Origin of the sequence: Thauera sp. SDU_THAU2 (genome assembly GCF_038260575.1) — a bacterium.
In the GTDB taxonomy this organism is placed as follows: Bacteria; Pseudomonadota; Gammaproteobacteria; order Burkholderiales; family Rhodocyclaceae; genus Thauera.
In genome coordinates, this window is the sequence record NZ_JBBWUN010000003.1 from 255,915 (window position 1) to 272,028 (window position 16,114).

At 67.6% G+C, this 16,114-nt stretch carries 12 protein-coding genes and 4 tRNA genes; 11 read left to right on the forward strand and 5 right to left on the reverse strand.

What is annotated here, in order from left to right:
• The first annotated feature begins 58 nt into the window (after positions 1–58).
• The 4 genes from AAFL97_RS02205 to AAFL97_RS02220 all read left to right on the forward strand — a co-directional run bounded on the left by AAFL97_RS02205 (position 59) and on the right by AAFL97_RS02220 (position 4,825).
• Complete coding sequence (locus AAFL97_RS02205; RefSeq protein WP_341643552.1) at positions 59–1,375, forward strand: ABC transporter substrate-binding protein; 1,317 nt, start codon at positions 59–61, stop codon at positions 1,373–1,375.
• Between the two features lie 103 nt (positions 1,376–1,478).
• Positions 1,479–2,288 (forward strand): ABC transporter ATP-binding protein, encoded by an 810-nt coding sequence (locus AAFL97_RS02210; RefSeq protein WP_341643553.1) that lies wholly within the window; start codon positions 1,479–1,481, stop codon positions 2,286–2,288.
• A gap of 49 nt (positions 2,289–2,337) precedes the next feature.
• Entirely contained in the window at positions 2,338–3,573 is a 1,236-nt protein-coding gene (locus AAFL97_RS02215; protein WP_341643554.1) for a phenylacetate--CoA ligase family protein, read from the forward strand.
• Between the two features lie 61 nt (positions 3,574–3,634).
• Positions 3,635–4,825 carry a CaiB/BaiF CoA transferase family protein gene (locus AAFL97_RS02220; protein ID WP_341643555.1) on the forward strand — a complete coding sequence of 397 codons (1,191 nt, stop codon included), beginning with the start codon at positions 3,635–3,637 and terminating at the stop codon, positions 4,823–4,825.
• A gap of 89 nt (positions 4,826–4,914) precedes the next feature.
• On the opposite strand, the gene AAFL97_RS02225 is transcribed toward AAFL97_RS02220, so the two are convergent.
• Together AAFL97_RS02225 and AAFL97_RS02230 are read right to left on the reverse strand one after the other, a co-directional pair.
• Positions 4,915–5,340, reverse strand: coding sequence for a PhaM family polyhydroxyalkanoate granule multifunctional regulatory protein (locus AAFL97_RS02225; RefSeq protein ID WP_341643556.1), 426 nt, complete (start codon positions 5,338–5,340; stop codon positions 4,915–4,917).
• An 81-nt stretch (positions 5,341–5,421) separates the two neighbouring features.
• On the reverse strand, positions 5,422–7,371 hold the full coding sequence (locus AAFL97_RS02230; protein WP_341643557.1) for a hybrid sensor histidine kinase/response regulator: 1,950 nt from the start codon (positions 7,369–7,371) through the stop codon (positions 5,422–5,424).
• A 161-nt stretch (positions 7,372–7,532) separates the two neighbouring features.
• Here AAFL97_RS02230 and AAFL97_RS02235 point away from each other — a divergent pair, with 161 nt between their 5' ends.
• Positions 7,533–8,177 (forward strand): response regulator transcription factor, encoded by a 645-nt coding sequence (locus AAFL97_RS02235; protein WP_341643558.1) that lies wholly within the window; start codon positions 7,533–7,535, stop codon positions 8,175–8,177.
• A gap of 25 nt (positions 8,178–8,202) precedes the next feature.
• Here the strand turns inward: AAFL97_RS02235 and AAFL97_RS02240 are convergent, their stop codons facing one another.
• The 3 genes from AAFL97_RS02240 to AAFL97_RS02250 form a co-directional block, all read right to left on the reverse strand.
• On the reverse strand, positions 8,203–8,907 hold the full coding sequence (locus AAFL97_RS02240) for a hypothetical protein (RefSeq protein ID WP_341643559.1): 705 nt from the start codon (positions 8,905–8,907) through the stop codon (positions 8,203–8,205).
• A 102-nt stretch (positions 8,908–9,009) separates the two neighbouring features.
• Positions 9,010–9,783 (reverse strand): class I SAM-dependent methyltransferase, encoded by a 774-nt coding sequence (locus tag AAFL97_RS02245; protein WP_341647080.1) that lies wholly within the window; start codon positions 9,781–9,783, stop codon positions 9,010–9,012.
• A 341-nt stretch (positions 9,784–10,124) separates the two neighbouring features.
• Complete coding sequence (locus AAFL97_RS02250) at positions 10,125–13,712, reverse strand: indolepyruvate ferredoxin oxidoreductase family protein (protein ID WP_341643560.1); 3,588 nt, start codon at positions 13,710–13,712, stop codon at positions 10,125–10,127.
• A gap of 252 nt (positions 13,713–13,964) precedes the next feature.
• Between AAFL97_RS02250 and AAFL97_RS02255 the strand changes: the two genes are divergently transcribed.
• From AAFL97_RS02255 to secE, 6 genes are all read left to right on the forward strand, one after another.
• Positions 13,965–14,049 (forward strand) — tRNA-Tyr (locus tag AAFL97_RS02255).
• 96 nt (positions 14,050–14,145) lie between these two features.
• Positions 14,146–14,219: transfer RNA gene (locus tag AAFL97_RS02260), tRNA-Gly, on the forward strand.
• A 17-nt stretch (positions 14,220–14,236) separates the two neighbouring features.
• Positions 14,237–14,311, forward strand: a tRNA-Thr gene (locus tag AAFL97_RS02265).
• A 102-nt stretch (positions 14,312–14,413) separates the two neighbouring features.
• On the forward strand, positions 14,414–15,604 hold the full coding sequence (gene tuf / locus AAFL97_RS02270) for an elongation factor Tu (RefSeq protein WP_341643561.1): 1,191 nt from the start codon (positions 14,414–14,416) through the stop codon (positions 15,602–15,604).
• 60 nt (positions 15,605–15,664) lie between these two features.
• Positions 15,665–15,740: transfer RNA gene (locus tag AAFL97_RS02275), tRNA-Trp, on the forward strand.
• Between the two features lie 25 nt (positions 15,741–15,765).
• Entirely contained in the window at positions 15,766–16,113 is a 348-nt protein-coding gene (secE, locus tag AAFL97_RS02280; RefSeq protein WP_263460810.1) for a preprotein translocase subunit SecE, read from the forward strand.
• Position 16,114: the final 1 nt, after the last annotated feature.

Sequence of the window (16,114 nt, forward strand, 5' to 3'; positions counted from 1 at the left end):
TTGCTGCAGGTCCGGGTACGCGGTACGTACCATCCACCAAAAACACGAGGAGACACCGATGAAATTCAAGCCCCTGGCTTTCGCTGCGACGCTCGCCGCCCTGGGCGCCGCGTCCTTCGCCACCCCGGCCATGGCACAGGAGCAGTACATCCCGCTGCTGTCCTACCGTACCGGCGCCTATGCGCCCAACGGCATCCCCTGGGCCAACGGCAAGCAGGACTACGTCAAGTACATCAACGCCACCGGCGGCATCAACGGCGTCAAGATCGCCTTCGAGGAATGCGAGACCGGCTATGCCACCGACAAGGGCGTGGAATGCTATGAGCGCCTGAAAGGCAAGGGCGCGTCGGTGTTCGACCCGCAGGCCACCGGCATCACCTTCGCGCTGACCGACAAGGCGCCGGTCGACAAGATTCCGCTGATCACGCTGGGCTACGGCCTGGCGGCGTCGCAGGACGGCGGCGTGTTCAAGTGGAATTTCCCGCTGATGGGCAGCTACTGGACCGCGGCCGACATCCTGATCCAGCACCTCGGCGACAAGGAAGGCGGGCTCGACAAGCTCAAGGGCAAGAAGATCGCGCTGGTCTATCACGATTCGCCGTTCGGCAAGGAGCCGATTCCGCTGCTGCAGAAACGCGCCGAGCTGCACGGCTTCCAGCTCAGCCTGCTGCCGGTGACCGCGCCCGGTGTCGAGCAGAAGGCGACCTGGCTGCAGGTGCGCCAGCAGCGCCCGGATTACGTGCTGCTGTGGGGCTGGGGGGTGATGAACTCCACTGCGCTGAAGGAGGCGGTGGCGACCGGCTTCTCGCGCGACAAGCTGTTCGGCGTGTGGTGGGCCGGCGCCGAGCCGGACGTCAAGGACGTCGGCGCCAACGCCAAGGGCTACAGCGCGCTGGCACTGAACCCCAACGGCACCAACTATCCGCTGATGCAGGACATCCTGAAGAAGGTGCATGACGCGGGCCAGGGTTCGGGTCCGCGCGAGGAGGTCGGCTCGGTGCTCTACACCCGCGGCATGATCATCTCCATGCTCAGCGTCGAGGCTATCCGCCGCGCCCAGGAACAGTTCGGCAAGGGCAAGGTCATGACCGGCGAGCAGGTGCGCTGGGGCTTCGAGAACCTGAACATCGACGAGAAGCGCCTGGAAGAGCTGGGCCTGGCCGGGGTGATCCGTCCGCTCAAGACCAGTTGCGAGGACCACATGGGTTCGTCGTGGGCGCGCATCCACCAATGGGACGGCAGCAAGTGGGTCATGAACGACAAGTGGTATGAGGCCGACAAGGCCGTGCTCGATCCGCTGGTCAAGCAAGCAGCCGACCGCTACGCCGCCGAGAAGCAGATCAAGCGCCGCGACGCGGCCGATTGCCAGCCCTGATCCCTGGCTCCGGGCCGCGCCTGCCGCTTCCTGGCGGCAGGCGCGGTGGCGAGAATCACCCCGGTGCCGCCGCGCAGCGGCACCGAACTGATCGGATGAAGCGATGAACGCACCGAACCTCCTCCTCAATGTGAATGGCATCGAGGTGATCTACAACCACGTCGCGCTGGTGCTCAAGGGTGTCTCGCTGCAGGTGCCCGAGGGCGGCATCGTCGCCATCCTCGGCGGCAACGGCGCGGGCAAGACCACCACGTTGCGGGCGATCTCGAACCTGCTCAAGGGCGAGCGCGGCGAGGTCACCAAGGGCATGATCGAGTACCGCGGCGAGCGCGTCGAAGCGCTGTCGCCGTCCGATCTCGTGCGCCGCGGCGTCGTCCAGGTGATGGAAGGCCGCCACTGCTTCGCCCACCTGACGATCGAGGAAAACCTGCTCGCCGGCGCCTACACGCGCAGCGACAAGGGCGAGATTTCAGCCAACCTCGACAAGGTCTATACCTATTTCCCGCGCCTGAAGACGCGCCGCAGCAGCCAGGCGGCCTATACCTCGGGCGGCGAGCAGCAGATGTGCGCGATCGGCCGGGCGCTGATGTCGAACCCGAACATGGTGCTGCTGGACGAGCCTTCGATGGGCCTGGCGCCGCAGATCGTCGAAGAGGTGTTCGAGATCGTCAAGGACCTCAACGCCAAGGAAAAGGTGAGCTTCCTGCTCGCCGAACAGAACACCATGGTGGCGCTGCGTTATGCCGATTTCGGCTACATCGTCGAGAACGGCCGCATCGTCATGGAAGGCGCGGCGCAGGAACTGGCGAGCAACGAGGACGTCAAGGAGTTCTACCTCGGCCTGTCGGGCGAAGGGCGCAAGAGCTTCCGCGAGGTCAAGCATTACCGCCGCCGCAAGCGCTGGCTGAGCTGAGCACGGGCGCCGCAGCGAACTCCACAACGCAGCGAACAGGGATGCCGAGATGAATTTCCATGATGCGCGGGAAAACCGCGACCCCGAAAGCCGCGAGCGCGAGCTGATGGCGTGCCTGCCGGCACAGATCGCCCATGCGCGCGCGAACGCGCCGGCGTTCGCCAGGCTGCTCGCCGACGTCGACCCCGCTGCGGTGACGAGCCGCGCCGCGCTCGCCGCGTTGCCGGTCACGCGCAAGTCGGAACTGCTGGAGCTGCAGAAGGCCGCGCGGCCCTTCGGCGGCTTTGCCGCGGTCGGCTGGGGCGCGGCCTGCCGGCGGGTGTTCGCCTCGCCCGGACCGCTGTACGAACCCGAGGGCGCGCGTGCCGACTACTATCGTCTCGCCCGGGCCTTGTTCGCGGCCGGCTTCCGTGCCGGCGACCTTGTGCACAACACCTTCTCCTACCATTTCACGCCGGCCGGCTCGATGATGGAGACGGCGGCCCATGCACTGGGCTGCACGGTCTTTCCGGCCGGCACCGGCCAGACCGAGCAGCAACTGGCGGCGATCGCCGATCTGCAGCCCAATGCCTATGTCGGCACGCCGTCCTTCCTGCGCATCCTGCTGGAGAAGGCGGACGAGTTCGGCGTCAAGCCGTCCTTCACCAAGGCCTTCGTTTCCGGCGAAGCCTTTCCGCCGAGCATGCGCGACGCTTTCGCCGCGCGCGGCATCCAGGCCTTCCAGGCCTACGCCACCGCCGACATCGGCCTGATCGCTTACGAGACCGAGGCGCGTGAAGGCCTGGTGGTGGACGAGGACGTGGTCGTCGAAATCGTCCGCCCCGGCACCGGCGACCCGGTCGCGCCCGGTGAAGTGGGCGAAGTGGTGGTGACCACCTTCAATCCCGACTATCCGCTGATCCGCTTCGGCACCGGCGACCTGTCGGCGCTGCTGCCCGGCGCCTCGCCCTGCGGGCGGACCAACCTGTGCATCAAGGGTTGGATGGGCCGTGCCGACCAGACGACCAAGGTCAAGGGCATGTTCGTCCATCCGGGGCAGGTCGCCCAGGTCGTCAAACGCCATCCCGAGATCACGCGTGCGCGGCTGGTGGTGGACAACCCCGACCTCAACGACCGCATGACGCTGATGTGCGAAATCGCCGGCGGCGGCAGCGAGACGCTGGCGGCGGCGATTGCTGCCAGCCTGCGCGAGCTGACCAAGCTGCGCGGCGAGGTCGCCTTCCTGCCGGGCGGGGCGCTCGCCAACGACGGCAAGGTGATCGACGACATGCGGACCTACGCCTGAGCCCGCGCTATCCTGTCCTTCTTGCGGCGCCTGCGGGCGCCGCCGTCACATGAGGATGACCATGAGCGAAGACTCCCGCGATGGCGCGCGGCTGCCGCTGGCCGGCGTGCGCGTGCTCGACCTGACGCGCCTGCTGCCGGGCCCGCTGGCGACCCAGCACCTGGCCGACTACGGCGCCGACGTCGTCAAGATCGAGGACACCGGCGCCGGCGACTACGCCCGCGGCATGGGGGCGATGGGCGGCGACACCAGCTGGTTCTATCAGGTGGTCAATCGCAACAAGCGCAGCCTGCGCCTGGACCTGAAGCATCCGGAAGGCCGGGCGGTGTTCGAGAAGCTGGTGGCGGGCGCCGACATCCTGGTCGAAGGCTTCCGGCCGGGGGTCATGGACAAGCTCGGTCTCGGCTACGACGCGCTGGCGCGGATCAACCCGCGCCTGGTGTTCTGCAGCATCTCCGGCTATGGCCAGACCGGCCCCTATGCGCAGCGCGCCGGGCACGACCTCAACTACATCGGCTATGCCGGCGTGCTCGACCAGATCGGCACCGCCGGCGGCGCGCCGGCACTCTCGAATCTGCAACTGGGCGATCTGCTCGGCGGCACCATGACCGCGCTGTTCGGCATCCTGACTGCGCTGGTCGATGCCCGGGCGAGCGGCAAGGGGAGGATGGTCGATGTGTCGATGACCGATGGCGTGATGGCCCACGCCATCTTTCCGCTGGCCGAAGTGCTGGCGCGAGGGCAGGTGAGGCCGCGCGGCGAGGATCTGCTGACCGGACAGGTGCCGTGTTATGGCGTGTATCGCACTGCCGACGGCCGCTACATGGCGGTCGGTGCGCTGGAAGCGAAGTTCTGGAACCTGGTCTGCGACACGCTCGAACGGCCGGATCTGAAGCCTTTCCACCTGGCGGCCGGCGAAATCGGGGAAGGGGCGAAGGCCGAACTCGCGGCGATTTTCGCCAGCCGCAGCCAGGCCGAATGGGCGGCGCTGTTCGATGGCGTGGATTGCTGCGTGACGCCGGTGCTGAGCCTGGAGGAAAGCCTGGAAAACCCCCAGCTGAAAGCACGCGGCATGGTGGTCGAGGTGGGCGGCGTGCGCCAGTTCGGCCCGCCGGTGAAGCTGTCGGGCATGCCGGAACAGGTTTTCCGGCCGGCGCCGACAGTGGCGGGCGCCGACAGCGACGCGGTGCTGGGCGAGGCCGGGCTGAGCGCTGCCGACATTGCCCGCCTGCGCGGGGCGGGCGTCATCTGAGGCGACGCGGGCTGCGGACAGAGCGAAAAAACGGGCACCTCCGGCCAGAGCCGGACGGTGCCCGCCGGGTGCGGGTCTTGCGCCCCGTCTTATTTGTCGCCGGCAGGCTTGCGGCGCGTGCTGCGGGTGCTCGCCTTGGCTTCGGCGGCGGGCGTGGCGGTGTCGGCCTGCGGCTGCTCGGTCGGATTCATCAGATTCCAGGGCCACATCGCCGCCGCTGCGGCAAAGGGGTTGGCGCTGGTATCGGACCCAGCCTCGTCCGAGTCGGAGCGCGTGCTCATCGCCTTGACCGCGGAGAGCGCGGCGCGCTGCAGCTCCAGGCCCTGGATGCTCATCTGCAGCATGTTCAGGTTCATCTTCAGCCAGCCTTCGACCGCCTTCATGTCGGTGATGCGCTTGTCGAGCTCGTCGACGTCGAGGGTGGGCGTGACCATGCCGGGAAGCGAAAAGCCCATGCTGCTCCACATGCCGCGAACGAATTCGAGCGGATCCTGCGCGTTGTGATCTTGAGACATTGACACGCTCCCGATAAGTTATGGTGATGAACGAATAGTAACCGATGGATCGTCTCGCTGCTGCATTCGCATTCATGCAGTTCAATGGCCGCCGAGCATGCGGTGCATCAGTGCGCGCAGTTTGGCCGGGCGCAACGGTTTGTGCAGCAGCGGCAGGCTGGCGGCGCGGGCGCGGGCGAGTGCTTCCGGGGTGGTGTCGCCGCTGATCAGCACCGCGTGCAATGGCAGCGCCTGGCGTTCCCGGCGCAGCTTCAGTGCGAGTTCGATGCCGTCGAGCGCACCGCCCAGGCGCAGGTCGGAGATGAGGATTTCGATCGGTTCGGCTTCGTCCTCGAGCTGTTCGAGCAGGTGCTCGGCGTCGTTGGCGACGATCAGTTCACAGCCCCAGGAGGCGAGCAGGCCGAGCATGGCGTCCCGCACCAGCGGATCGTCTTCCACCACGGCGACACGGACGCCGCTGAGGCTGCCGAGAGCACGGACTTCCTCGTGTGCGGCAGTCTCGGTTTCGAGGGGGCCGAAGGGCAGCTCGAGGGCGAACACCGATCCCCGTCCGGGGGCCGAGCGCAGCTCCAGGCGGTGGCCGAGCAGGTCGACCAGGCGGCGCACGATCGCCAGGCCGAGGCCGAGCCCCTTGTCGCGTGAGCGCTCGGGGTTGCCGAGCTGCACGAACTCCTGAAAGATCGCCTGCTGGAACTCGGCCGGGATACCGGGGCCGTTGTCGCGCACTTCCACGCGCAGGGCGTCGCCGCGGCCGCGGCATGCGATCAGGATGCTGCCGTCCCGCGTATGGCGGACGGCGTTGCTGACGAGATTGCCGACGATCCGCTCGAACAGCATCGGGTCGCTGAGCACGTATTGCTGCGTCGCCGGCAACCGCAGGTACAGCCGGATGCCGCGTGCCCGGGCGGCGGGCCGCTGTTCGTCGCGGATGCGCTCGAGGATGGGGACGGGGTCGAAGCTGCGGATGACCGGCACCAGCACGCCGGCATCCAGGCGCGAGATGTCGAGCAGGCTGTCGAGCAACTGCTCCATCGCGCTGGCCGAGGCGGTGATGCGATCGACGATCTGCCGGCTGCGCGCATCGAGCGTCTGCTGCGAAAGCTCCGAGATGAACAGGCCGAGCGCATGCATCGGCTGGCGCAGGTCGTGGCTGGCGGCGGCGAGGAAATGTGATTTCGACGCGTTGGCATGTTCGGCTTCGGCCGTGCGGGCACGCAGTTCGGCGGTAGCCTCGTCGATCTGGCGGCGCATGTGGTCGTGCGCGTGCTCGAGGCGCTCGGCCATTTCATTCACGCCTCGCGCCAGGCGCTGCAGGCTGCCGCCGCCGCGGGCCGCGGCGCGCTCGTGCAGCCTGCCGTGGCCGATGCGCAGCACGACGTCGGCCACGGCACGGATGGGGCCGGTGACGCCGCGGCTCAGGCGTGCGGCCAGCAGCAGGCTGGCGAACAGCACCACCAGCATCGAGCCGATGCCGGCCAGCAGCAGTTCCGCACGGCGCTGCTGCAGGCGTTCGAGCGAGAGATCGAGCACCACGATCCCCTGCGGGCGGACCAGGTCGATGTGTGGCGTAGCGGCCGGCGCGAGCGAAATGCCGTCGTCGATGTCGATCGGCATCGGCCGGATGGTTTCGACCAGCCGCAGCAGCATGCCGTCCTGCAGCAAGGTGGAGCGGGCTTCCAGCGGGGGCGCGAGCTGCGGCTCCGGCAGCGGAGGCGTCGGCAGGTCGGTGGACTGCCGGCTGAGCGCCAGCAGCTGGCCGTCGCGGTCGAAGATGTGCACGGCCAGGACGTCGTCTTCCCCGGTCGCGGACGAGGCGATCTGCTGCAGTGCCTTGATGTTGCCGGCGAACATGGCCTGTTCGCTCGCTGCCGCGAGCTGGCGCGCGAAGGCGCGGCCGCGCGCGGCGAGCGCCTCGTCCAGATCGGAGAGGCGCAGGCCGGTGAATACCGTGGTCATGATTGCGGCGAGGATCAGCATCGGCAGCACGGCCGCCAGCATCACCCGCGAACGGACGCCCCAGCCCGAAATCATGGCCTGCTCTCCTCCTGGTGCAAGGTGCGCGCGGCCGCCGCCAGCCGGCTTCCGGGCACAGGGGAAGCGATTGTCGCCGTTTTCGGCCGTGCAGGGTGAAAACCCCTGCCGGCCTGCATGCTATTCTTCTCCGGCATACGACAGCGAGGGTGGTGTTGCAGGTGGAACGGCATGCAAGCAGGATACTCATCGTCGAGGATCATGCCCTCGTCCGCGAAGCCATGGCACAGAGCCTGGCCCGGCTGCAGACGGGGCTGACGTGCGTCGAAGCGAGCAGCGCCGACCAGGCGCTGGCCTGCCTCGCTGCCGACGGCGACATCGACCTGGCGGTGATCGACCTGATGCTGCCGGACATGAGCGGCTTCTCCCTGCTCGCCATCATGGCGAAGCGGTTTCCCGAGATCCCGGCCGTCGTGGTGTCGGCGATCGACGACGAGGCGTCGGTGAGGCGCGCGATCAAGGCCGGTGCGTCGGGCTACGTGTCGAAGTCCAGTTCCAGCGAAGTGTTGCTGCAGGCGGTCAGGGACGTGCTCGAAGGCGGAGTGCATCTGCCCGAGGCGAAAACGGCGGCGCAGCCGGCAAAGCGGACCCGCTTGCCGGCCAGCGAGCGCTACGGCCTGACCGCGGCCCAGGGGCGCGTGCTCGAACTGCTCGCCGCGGGCAAGACCAACCGGGAGATCGCCGACCTGCTGGGGGTTTCGGAAGGCACGGTCAAGGTGCATATGACGGCGATCTTCCGCGCGCTCGACGTGTCGAGCCGTGCCCAGGCGCTGGTCGTGATGTCGCGCTGCGGCGCGCGGCTTTGAGCGGAGCCGGGCGGTCCTGCGGTGCTCAGTGGGAGCGCCGCAGCGCGCTGGCCAGGCGCAGGGGCCGCTCCGTCGCCGGCAGCGGCTCGATGTCGTCGAGGTGTTCGTCGTCGGCGGCTTCGGCGAAGTCGATCTCGAGGACCTGCAGCACCTGGCGGGCGATCGAACGGCAGGCGTTGGCCAGCGGTGTCGGCAGCTGTTCCGGTATCTGCCGCTGCAGCAGCAGCTTCGACGAGGACAGCGCGTTGACCGGGCGCAGGATGCGGTGGCGGTGGGCGTGCATCAACTGCGCGACGGCGCGGTCGGCGGCGTCGCGCTGCCAGGCGTTGTTCGGCCACTGCGAGGGCACGGCGTAGGCACGCGGAAACATTTCGAGGTCGCGCAGCACGGTGCGGATGTCCTCGTGCGATTCGCGAAACGGCAGCAGCACGATGTCCGACAGCGCATAGAGCTTGCGGTCCATCTCGGTGCGGTTGCCGCCGCCGTCGATGATGCCGATCCAGTTGTCGAGTCCGCGCAGCTTGTCCACGACCTTGGTCAGCGCCTCGCGGGTGCGGGCATCGGCAGTGACGTAGCGCCGGCCGGTGGGCGACAGCGGTTCGCGCGAGGTGTCGGTGAGCACGCAGGCGGCGCGCTGGCCGAGCAGGCCGAGGCCCTGGCACAGCATGTGCGATAGCGTGGTCTTGCCAGTGCCGCCTTTGTTGCCGATCACGCAGATGATCTCAGCCATGAATCCGTCCATCCTTTGCTGGCGGCCGCGGTCGACCGCACGATCGGGATTATCCGGGGATGGCGACGCCGGCAAGCGGTGGAAAAGCGCCGGTTCGACCCGCTATTTCGGCCTATCGGCGCTGTCGCCCGAGACGCCGATCCGGTACAGGTGGAGCTGCGTGCCGCGCCGGTCGCCGACGGCGACGATCCGTTCCGCGGCGATGCCGGGCACGGCGAAGCTGTTGCTGACGAGCAGGCTGCCGGGTTTCATCTCGGCGCTGGCCTTGGCCCAGACCGCCGCCATCGGCACCGGCGACAGGAAGGCATACACCACGTCGTGGTCCGACCACGCCGAGGCGAACATATCGCCACGCCGCCAGTCGATGTTGGATAGGCGGCGTGTCAGCAGGCGCCCGAGCAGCCATGGAATGGGCGCGAGCTCGATACCAGTGAAGTGGCAGTCCGGCCGGGCGCGGGCGAGCGGGCGGAGTACCGAGCCGGTGCCGGCGCCGATGTCGAGGAGGCGAGCCGGTGCGGTGGGCAGCAACTGGCCGAGCGCTGCGGCGCTTGCGCGGTTGCTGAGGTAGAGCGGCACGCGGCTGCGGAAGCTCGTCCAATACACGAGCAGCAGCAGCACGAAGCCGGCCAGGAACCAGCCCGGGTGCAGGTCCAGCGCCCGCGCCAGCCCATGGCCGAGCAGCGCGGCGGGCAGGAAGCCGAGATGGATCGGCAGCCACCAGCGTTCGCTGCGCAGCAGCAGGCTGGCGAGGGCGGCCAGAACTGCCTGCGTGGCGACCAGCGGCCACAGGCCGCCGACGAATCCTGCACGGGCGAGGGTGAGTGCGCCTGCGGCGCCGAGCAATTGGGCGCAGAGGGCTTTGAGGGCTGGCGGCATCGGTGGGCGGGCGGAACGAAAGACGCCGATCTTATCAACCCGGCTCATCTCGCGGCTCAAAAGGGAAACCGGCTCCGTAGGAATGGCTTTATCCGGGGCGCCGAGCCGCGAACATGGCCTTGCCGCCGCCTCGGATGCTGCTGGGCCCGGCGCCCCCGGCTAGCGCTGCTTCCACGAACAGTTGCGCTGGTGCTGCAATCATCCGAACGAGCGCTCGACGATCAAGACGGTATCTGGCTGCTGCAGCCCGCCCGAGGAGTCCGGGGTACCCCGGACTCCTCGGGCGGTTCGGCTATTTGTTCGGCCCGAGTGTGGAGGCTGACGGTGTGGGCCAGCCTGCTTCAGGCGGTCACTTCGGTTCGTGCCTTGGTGTCCGCAACGGCTTCCGTGCCGGAGTTCGGCTGCCCGGCAGCGTTCGCCGGGGCCGCCCGCCATTGCACGAGTAGCTGTTTGCGCTGCTGGGCAGCCCAGGCCATGTTCCTGGTCTTGATGTGGCCGAAGCCGCGAATGCGCTCGGGCAGTTCGGCGAGCTGGATCGCCAGCGGCAGGCGGTCCGGGCTCAGGCTGCCCAGCAGCTCCTCGACGTCGGTCTCGAACTCGGTGATCAGGGCGCGTTCCGCGCGCCGCTCCGCGGTATGGCCGAAGATGTCCAAACGTGTGCCGCGCAGCCGTTTGAAGCTGGCGAGCAGGCGGAACAGCCTCAGCACCCAGGGGCCGAAGCTGCGCTTGGCGATGCGGCCGGTGCGGGGATCGGGGCGTGCCAGCAGCGGTACGGCGAGGTGGAAGCGAATGCTGTAGTCGCCTTCGAAAGTCTCGTCGAGCTGCTGCCGGAATGCGGCTGCGCTGTGGAGGCGGGCCACTTCGTATTCGTCCTTGTAGGCGAGCAGTCGGGCGTAGCTGCGCGCGACGGCCTCGGCCAGGCGGGTGCTGCCGGCGCCGATGCTGCGTGCTTCCGCTTCGCGCACGCGTTCGACCAGGCGGCGATAGCGTTCGGCATAGGCTGCGTCCTGGTAGTCCGCCAGCATCGCCATGCGGCGCTCGATCAGCGCATCCAGGCCCGGTGCGGGCAGCTTTTCCGCGCTTGCCGGCGGCAGCAGCGCTTCGACGCTCTGCAGATCGTGGGCCGCCCGCCTGCCCCAGCGGAAGGCGCGCCTGTTCATGTCCACCGCTGCACCGTTGAGTTCGATCGCCTGCATCAGCGCGGCTTCGGACACCGGCACCAGGCCGCGCTGCCAGGCGAAGCCGAGCAGGAAGGGATTGATCGCCAGGCCGTCGCCGAGCAGCGCAAGCGCCAGCCGCTGGGCATCGATGAAATCGCTGTCGGCCGCGGTGGCGTCGCGCAGGGTGGCGATCATGCGCTGCTGCGGGAAGCCCCAGTCGGGGTCGTGGGCGAAGGCCGAGGTGGGGATTTCGGCCGTGTTGATCACGGCCCGGCTGCGCCCGGCGGCCATCTTGGCCAGCGCCTCGACGCTGGCGCTGACGATCAGGTCGCCGCCGATCACCGCGTCGGCTTCGCCGGCGGCGATCCGCACTGCGTGCAGCGCCTCGGGCTGGTCGGCGATGCGGATGTGGCTGAAGACCGAGCCGCCTTTCTGGGCCAGCCCGGTCATGTCGAGCACGGTGACGCCCTTGCCGTCGAGATGGGCGGCCATGCCGATCAGCGCGCCGATGGTGATGACGCCGGTGCCGCCGACGCCGGTAACCAGGATGCCGAAAGGCGTGGTCGTCGCCGGCAGCTGCGGCTCGGGCAGCGGCGGCAGCCTGGCTTCGTCGCCGGCGATGGCCTGGCCCTTGCGCAGGCCGCCGCCTTCGACGGTGACGAAGCTGGGGCAGAAGCCCTTGAGACAGGAATAGTCCTTGTTGCACGAGGACTGGTCGATGCGGCGCTTGCGGCCGAGGTCGGTCTCGACCGGCAGGATGGACATGCAGTTGGACTGATCGCCGCAGTCGCCGCAGCCTTCGCAGACCGCCTCGTTGATGAACACCCGCCGCGCCGGATCGGGGTAGGTGCCGCGCTTGCGGCGGCGGCGCTTCTCGGCGGCGCAGGTCTGGTCGTAGATCAGTGCGGTGACGCCGCCCGAGGCGCGCAGCTCGCGCTGGATCAGGTCGAGCTCGTCGCGGTGGCGGATCGGCACGTGGGCGAGGTCGGCGGGGCCGTAGGCGCGCTCGGTGCCGTCGGTGACGACGACGATGTTATGCACGCCCTCGGCCTGAAGCTGGCGCACGATCGTGGGCACGTCGAGCGGGCCGTCGTGGGGCTGGCCGCCGGTCATCGCGACGGCGTCGTTGTAGAGGATCTTGTAGGTGATGTTCACCTTTGCCGCGACGGCCTGGCGGATCGCCATCAGGCCGGAGTGGAAGTAGGTGCCGTCGCCCAGGTTGGCGAAGATGTGGACTTCGTCGGTGAACGGCGCCTGGCCGACCCAGGGCACGCCTTCGCCGCCCATGTGGGTGAAGGTCTGGGTGCGGCGCTCGGGCATCCAGGTCGCCATGTAGTGGCAGCCGATGCCGGCCAGCGCGCGGCTGCCTTCGGGGACGTGGGTGGAGGTGTTGTGCGGGCAGCCCGAGCAGAAGGTGGGCACGCGGTCGGCGCTGAAGCTGCGCTGCGACAGGGCCTGCTCCTTGGCCTGGAGGAAGGCGACGCGGGTTTCGATGCGCTCCGAGGTGAAGAAGCGGCCGATGCGCAGCGCGATGGCGCGCGCGATCATCGCCGGCGTCAGTTCGCCGGCGGCGGGCAGCAGCCAGGTGCCGTGGTCTATCGTGCCGTCCGGGCGCTGCACGTGGGCCCATTCCCCTTTCTCGTCGAACTTGCCGACCACCCGCGGGCGCACGTCCTCGCGCCAGTTGTACAGTTCTTCCTTGAGCTGGTATTCGAGCAGCTGGCGCTTTTCCTCCACCACCAGGATCTCGTCCAGGCCTTCGGCGAAGCTGCGCACGCCGTCGGCCTCGAGCGGCCAGACCATGCCGACCTTGTAGACCCGCAGGCCGATCTCGGCCGCCAGCGCTTCGTCGATGCCGAGGTCGTCGAGTGCCTGGCGCACGTCCAGATAGCTCTTGCCGCTGGTGATGATGCCGAGCCTGGGGCTGGGCGAGTCGATGACGATCCGGTTGAGCCGGTTGGCGCGGGCGTAGGCCAGCGCGGCATACAGCTTGTAGTGCAGCAGGCGTTTTTCCTGCACCAGCGGCGGATCGGGCCAGCGCAGGTTGAGGCCGTCGGCCGGCAGGGCGAAGTCGGTCGGTATCACGACCTGCACGCGCTGGGGATCGATATCCACCGAGGCGGAGGTCTCGACGGTGTCGGCGAGCGCCTTGAACGCGACCCAGCAGCCGGAATAGCGCGACAGGGCGTAGCCATGGACGCCGAAATCGATGTATTGCTGCACGCCGGCGGGGGCGAGCACCGGCATCATCATCGACTTGAAGAAGTGGTCGGTCTGGTGCGGCAGGGTGGAGGACTTGGCGGCGTGGTCGTCGCCGGCGACCACCAGCACGCCGCCGAAACGGGCGCTGCCGGCGGCATTGGCGTGGCGGAAGACGTCGCCGCAGCGATCGACGCCCGGGCCCTTGCCGTACCACATCGCGAACACGCCGTCATGGCGGGCGCCCGGCGACAATTGCACCTGCTGGCTGCCCCAGACCGCGGTGGCGGCGAGATCCTCGTTGATGCCGGGCTGGAAGACGATGCCGTACTGTTCCAGGTGGCGGCGCGCTTTCCACAGCGTCTGGTCGAGGCCGCCGAGCGGCGAGCCGCGGTAGCCGGAGACGAAGCCGGCGGTGTCGAGGCCTGCAGCCTCGTCGCGGGCCTTCTGGATCATCAGCAGGCGGACCAGCGCCTGGTAGCCGCTGAGATAGACGCGGCCACTGGTGGCGGTGTACTTGTCGTCCAGGCTGGCGGCCCTTGCGGGGGGATGAGGGGCATGTACGGCCATGGCGCTTCCTCCTTCCAGAGCTTTGGTTTCCGGAATGGCACGGGCTGCCTGCGCCAGGCCTCGTGGGCGCCGCCAGCAGGGAGCCGGCCCGATCAGGCTAAGCGAATGCGCGTGGCGCTTTCAATGCCGGAAAACCCGCAAGATTCCCCGGCGTGCTGCGGAATGAATGACGACGATCGACGCCGGCGCGGAAAGCTGCAAAAAGTGTTTGACATGGATAGCCTCGTCGCCTATAGTGCGTGGCTCTCGCGTGGAGGGATACCCAAGCGGTCAACGGGATCAGACTGTAAATCTGACGGCTCAGCCTTCGAAGGTTCGAATCCTTCTCCCTCCACCAGTGATACAGACGCCGAGCGGCGCGTTCGGTTCGCGGTCCGGTCGGCGTAGCAGTGAATGGGTTGAAGAATCGGCTGCGAGTTCATGCAGTGGCTGCGCGGGTGTAGCTCAATGGTAGAGCAGAAGCCTTCCAAGCTTATGACGAGGGTTCGATTCCCTTCACCCGCTCCAGATGTGCTGTTTTCGGCGCCCTTGTAGCTCAGTGGTAGAGCACTCCCTTGGTAAGGGAGAGGCCACGTGTTCAATCCACGTCAAGGGCACCACTCATTTTCTGCCTGGCCTGGCGCGGCGGCCAAGATGACCGGAATCCGGTCTGAATGGGCGCCGTTCTGGTTTTTCTGGTTCTGATTCTTAAGGATGGCGATATGGCTAAGGGTAAGTTTGAGCGGACGAAGCCGCACGTCAACGTTGGCACGATTGGTCACGTTGACCACGGCAAGACGACGCTGACGGCCGCGATCACGACGGTGCTGACGAAGAAGTTCGGCGGTGAAGCGAAGGACTACGCGTCGATCGACAGCGCGCCGGAAGAGAAGGCACGCGGGATCACGATCAACACCGCGCACGTCGAGTACGAAACCGCGACGCGCCACTACGCTCACGTCGACTGCCCGGGCCACGCCGACTACGTCAAGAACATGATCACGGGTGCCGCGCAGATGGACGGTGCGATCCTGGTGTGCTCGGCCGCCGACGGCCCGATGCCGCAGACCCGCGAGCACATCCTGCTGGCCCGCCAGGTGGGCGTGCCCTACATCGTCGTGTTCCTGAACAAGTGCGACATGGTCGACGACGAAGAGCTGCTCGAGCTGGTCGAGATGGAAGTGCGCGAGTTGCTGTCGAAGTACGACTTCCCGGGCGACGACATCCCGATCATCAAGGGTTCGGCGCTGAAGGCGCTCGAAGGCGACCAGTCGGACATCGGCGAACCGGCGATCTTCCGCCTGGCCGACGCGCTGGACAGCTACATCCCGACGCCGGAACGCGCGATCGACAAGCCCTTCCTGCTGCCGATCGAAGACGTGTTCTCGATCTCGGGCCGCGGCACCGTGGTGACCGGCCGTGTCGAGCGCGGTGTCGTCAAGGTTGGCGAGGAAATCGAAATCGTCGGCATCAAGCCGACGGTCAAGACCACCTGCACCGGCGTGGAAATGTTCCGCAAGCTGCTGGATCAAGGTCAGGCGGGCGACAACGTGGGCGTGCTGCTGCGCGGCACCAAGCGTGAAGACGTCGAGCGTGGCCAGGTGCTGTGCAAGCCGGGTTCGATCACGCCGCACACGCACTTCACGGGCGAGATCTACGTGCTGTCGAAGGAAGAGGGTGGTCGTCACACGCCGTTCTTCAACAACTACCGTCCGCAGTTCTACTTCCGTACGACGGACGTGACCGGCTCGATCGAGCTGCCGGAAGGCACCGAGATGGTGATGCCGGGCGACAACGTGTCGATCACGGTGAAGCTGATCGCGCCGATCGCGATGGAAGAAGGTCTGCGTTTCGCGATCCGTGAAGGCGGCCGCACCGTCGGCGCCGGCGTCGTCGCCAAGGTCATCGAGTAATACGCTCGCTGACCGATGCAAAGGCGCATCCTGGTGGATGCGCCTCGTAGTCTCTGCTGCAGGGGTATAGCTCAACTGGCAGAGCGTCGGTCTCCAAAACCGAAGGTTGGGGGTTCGATTCCCTCTGCCCCTGCCACAATTTTTTCGGGTGGTTTTCCGCAATGGCCGATAAGTTGAAGTTTGCGCTGGCTCTGGCTTTGCTGGCTGCCGGTGTTGTCGGCTTCTATCTGCTTTCCGAGCAGCCGCTCGTGCTTCGTGTGCTGTCCGTCCTGCTGGGCGTGGCGGCGGGCATCGCCGTGGCGTGGTTCTCCGCGCCGGGCCGCCGCTTCGTCGAGTTTGCGCGCGAGGCGGTCGTCGAGACGAAGAAGGTCGTCTGGCCGAGCCGCAAGGAAACGGTTCAGACCACGGGTCTGGTGTTCGCCTTCGTGGTCGTGATGGCGATCTTCCTGTGGCTGACCGACAAGAGCCTGGAATGGGTTCTGTACGATCTCGTTCTGGGTTGGAAGTGAT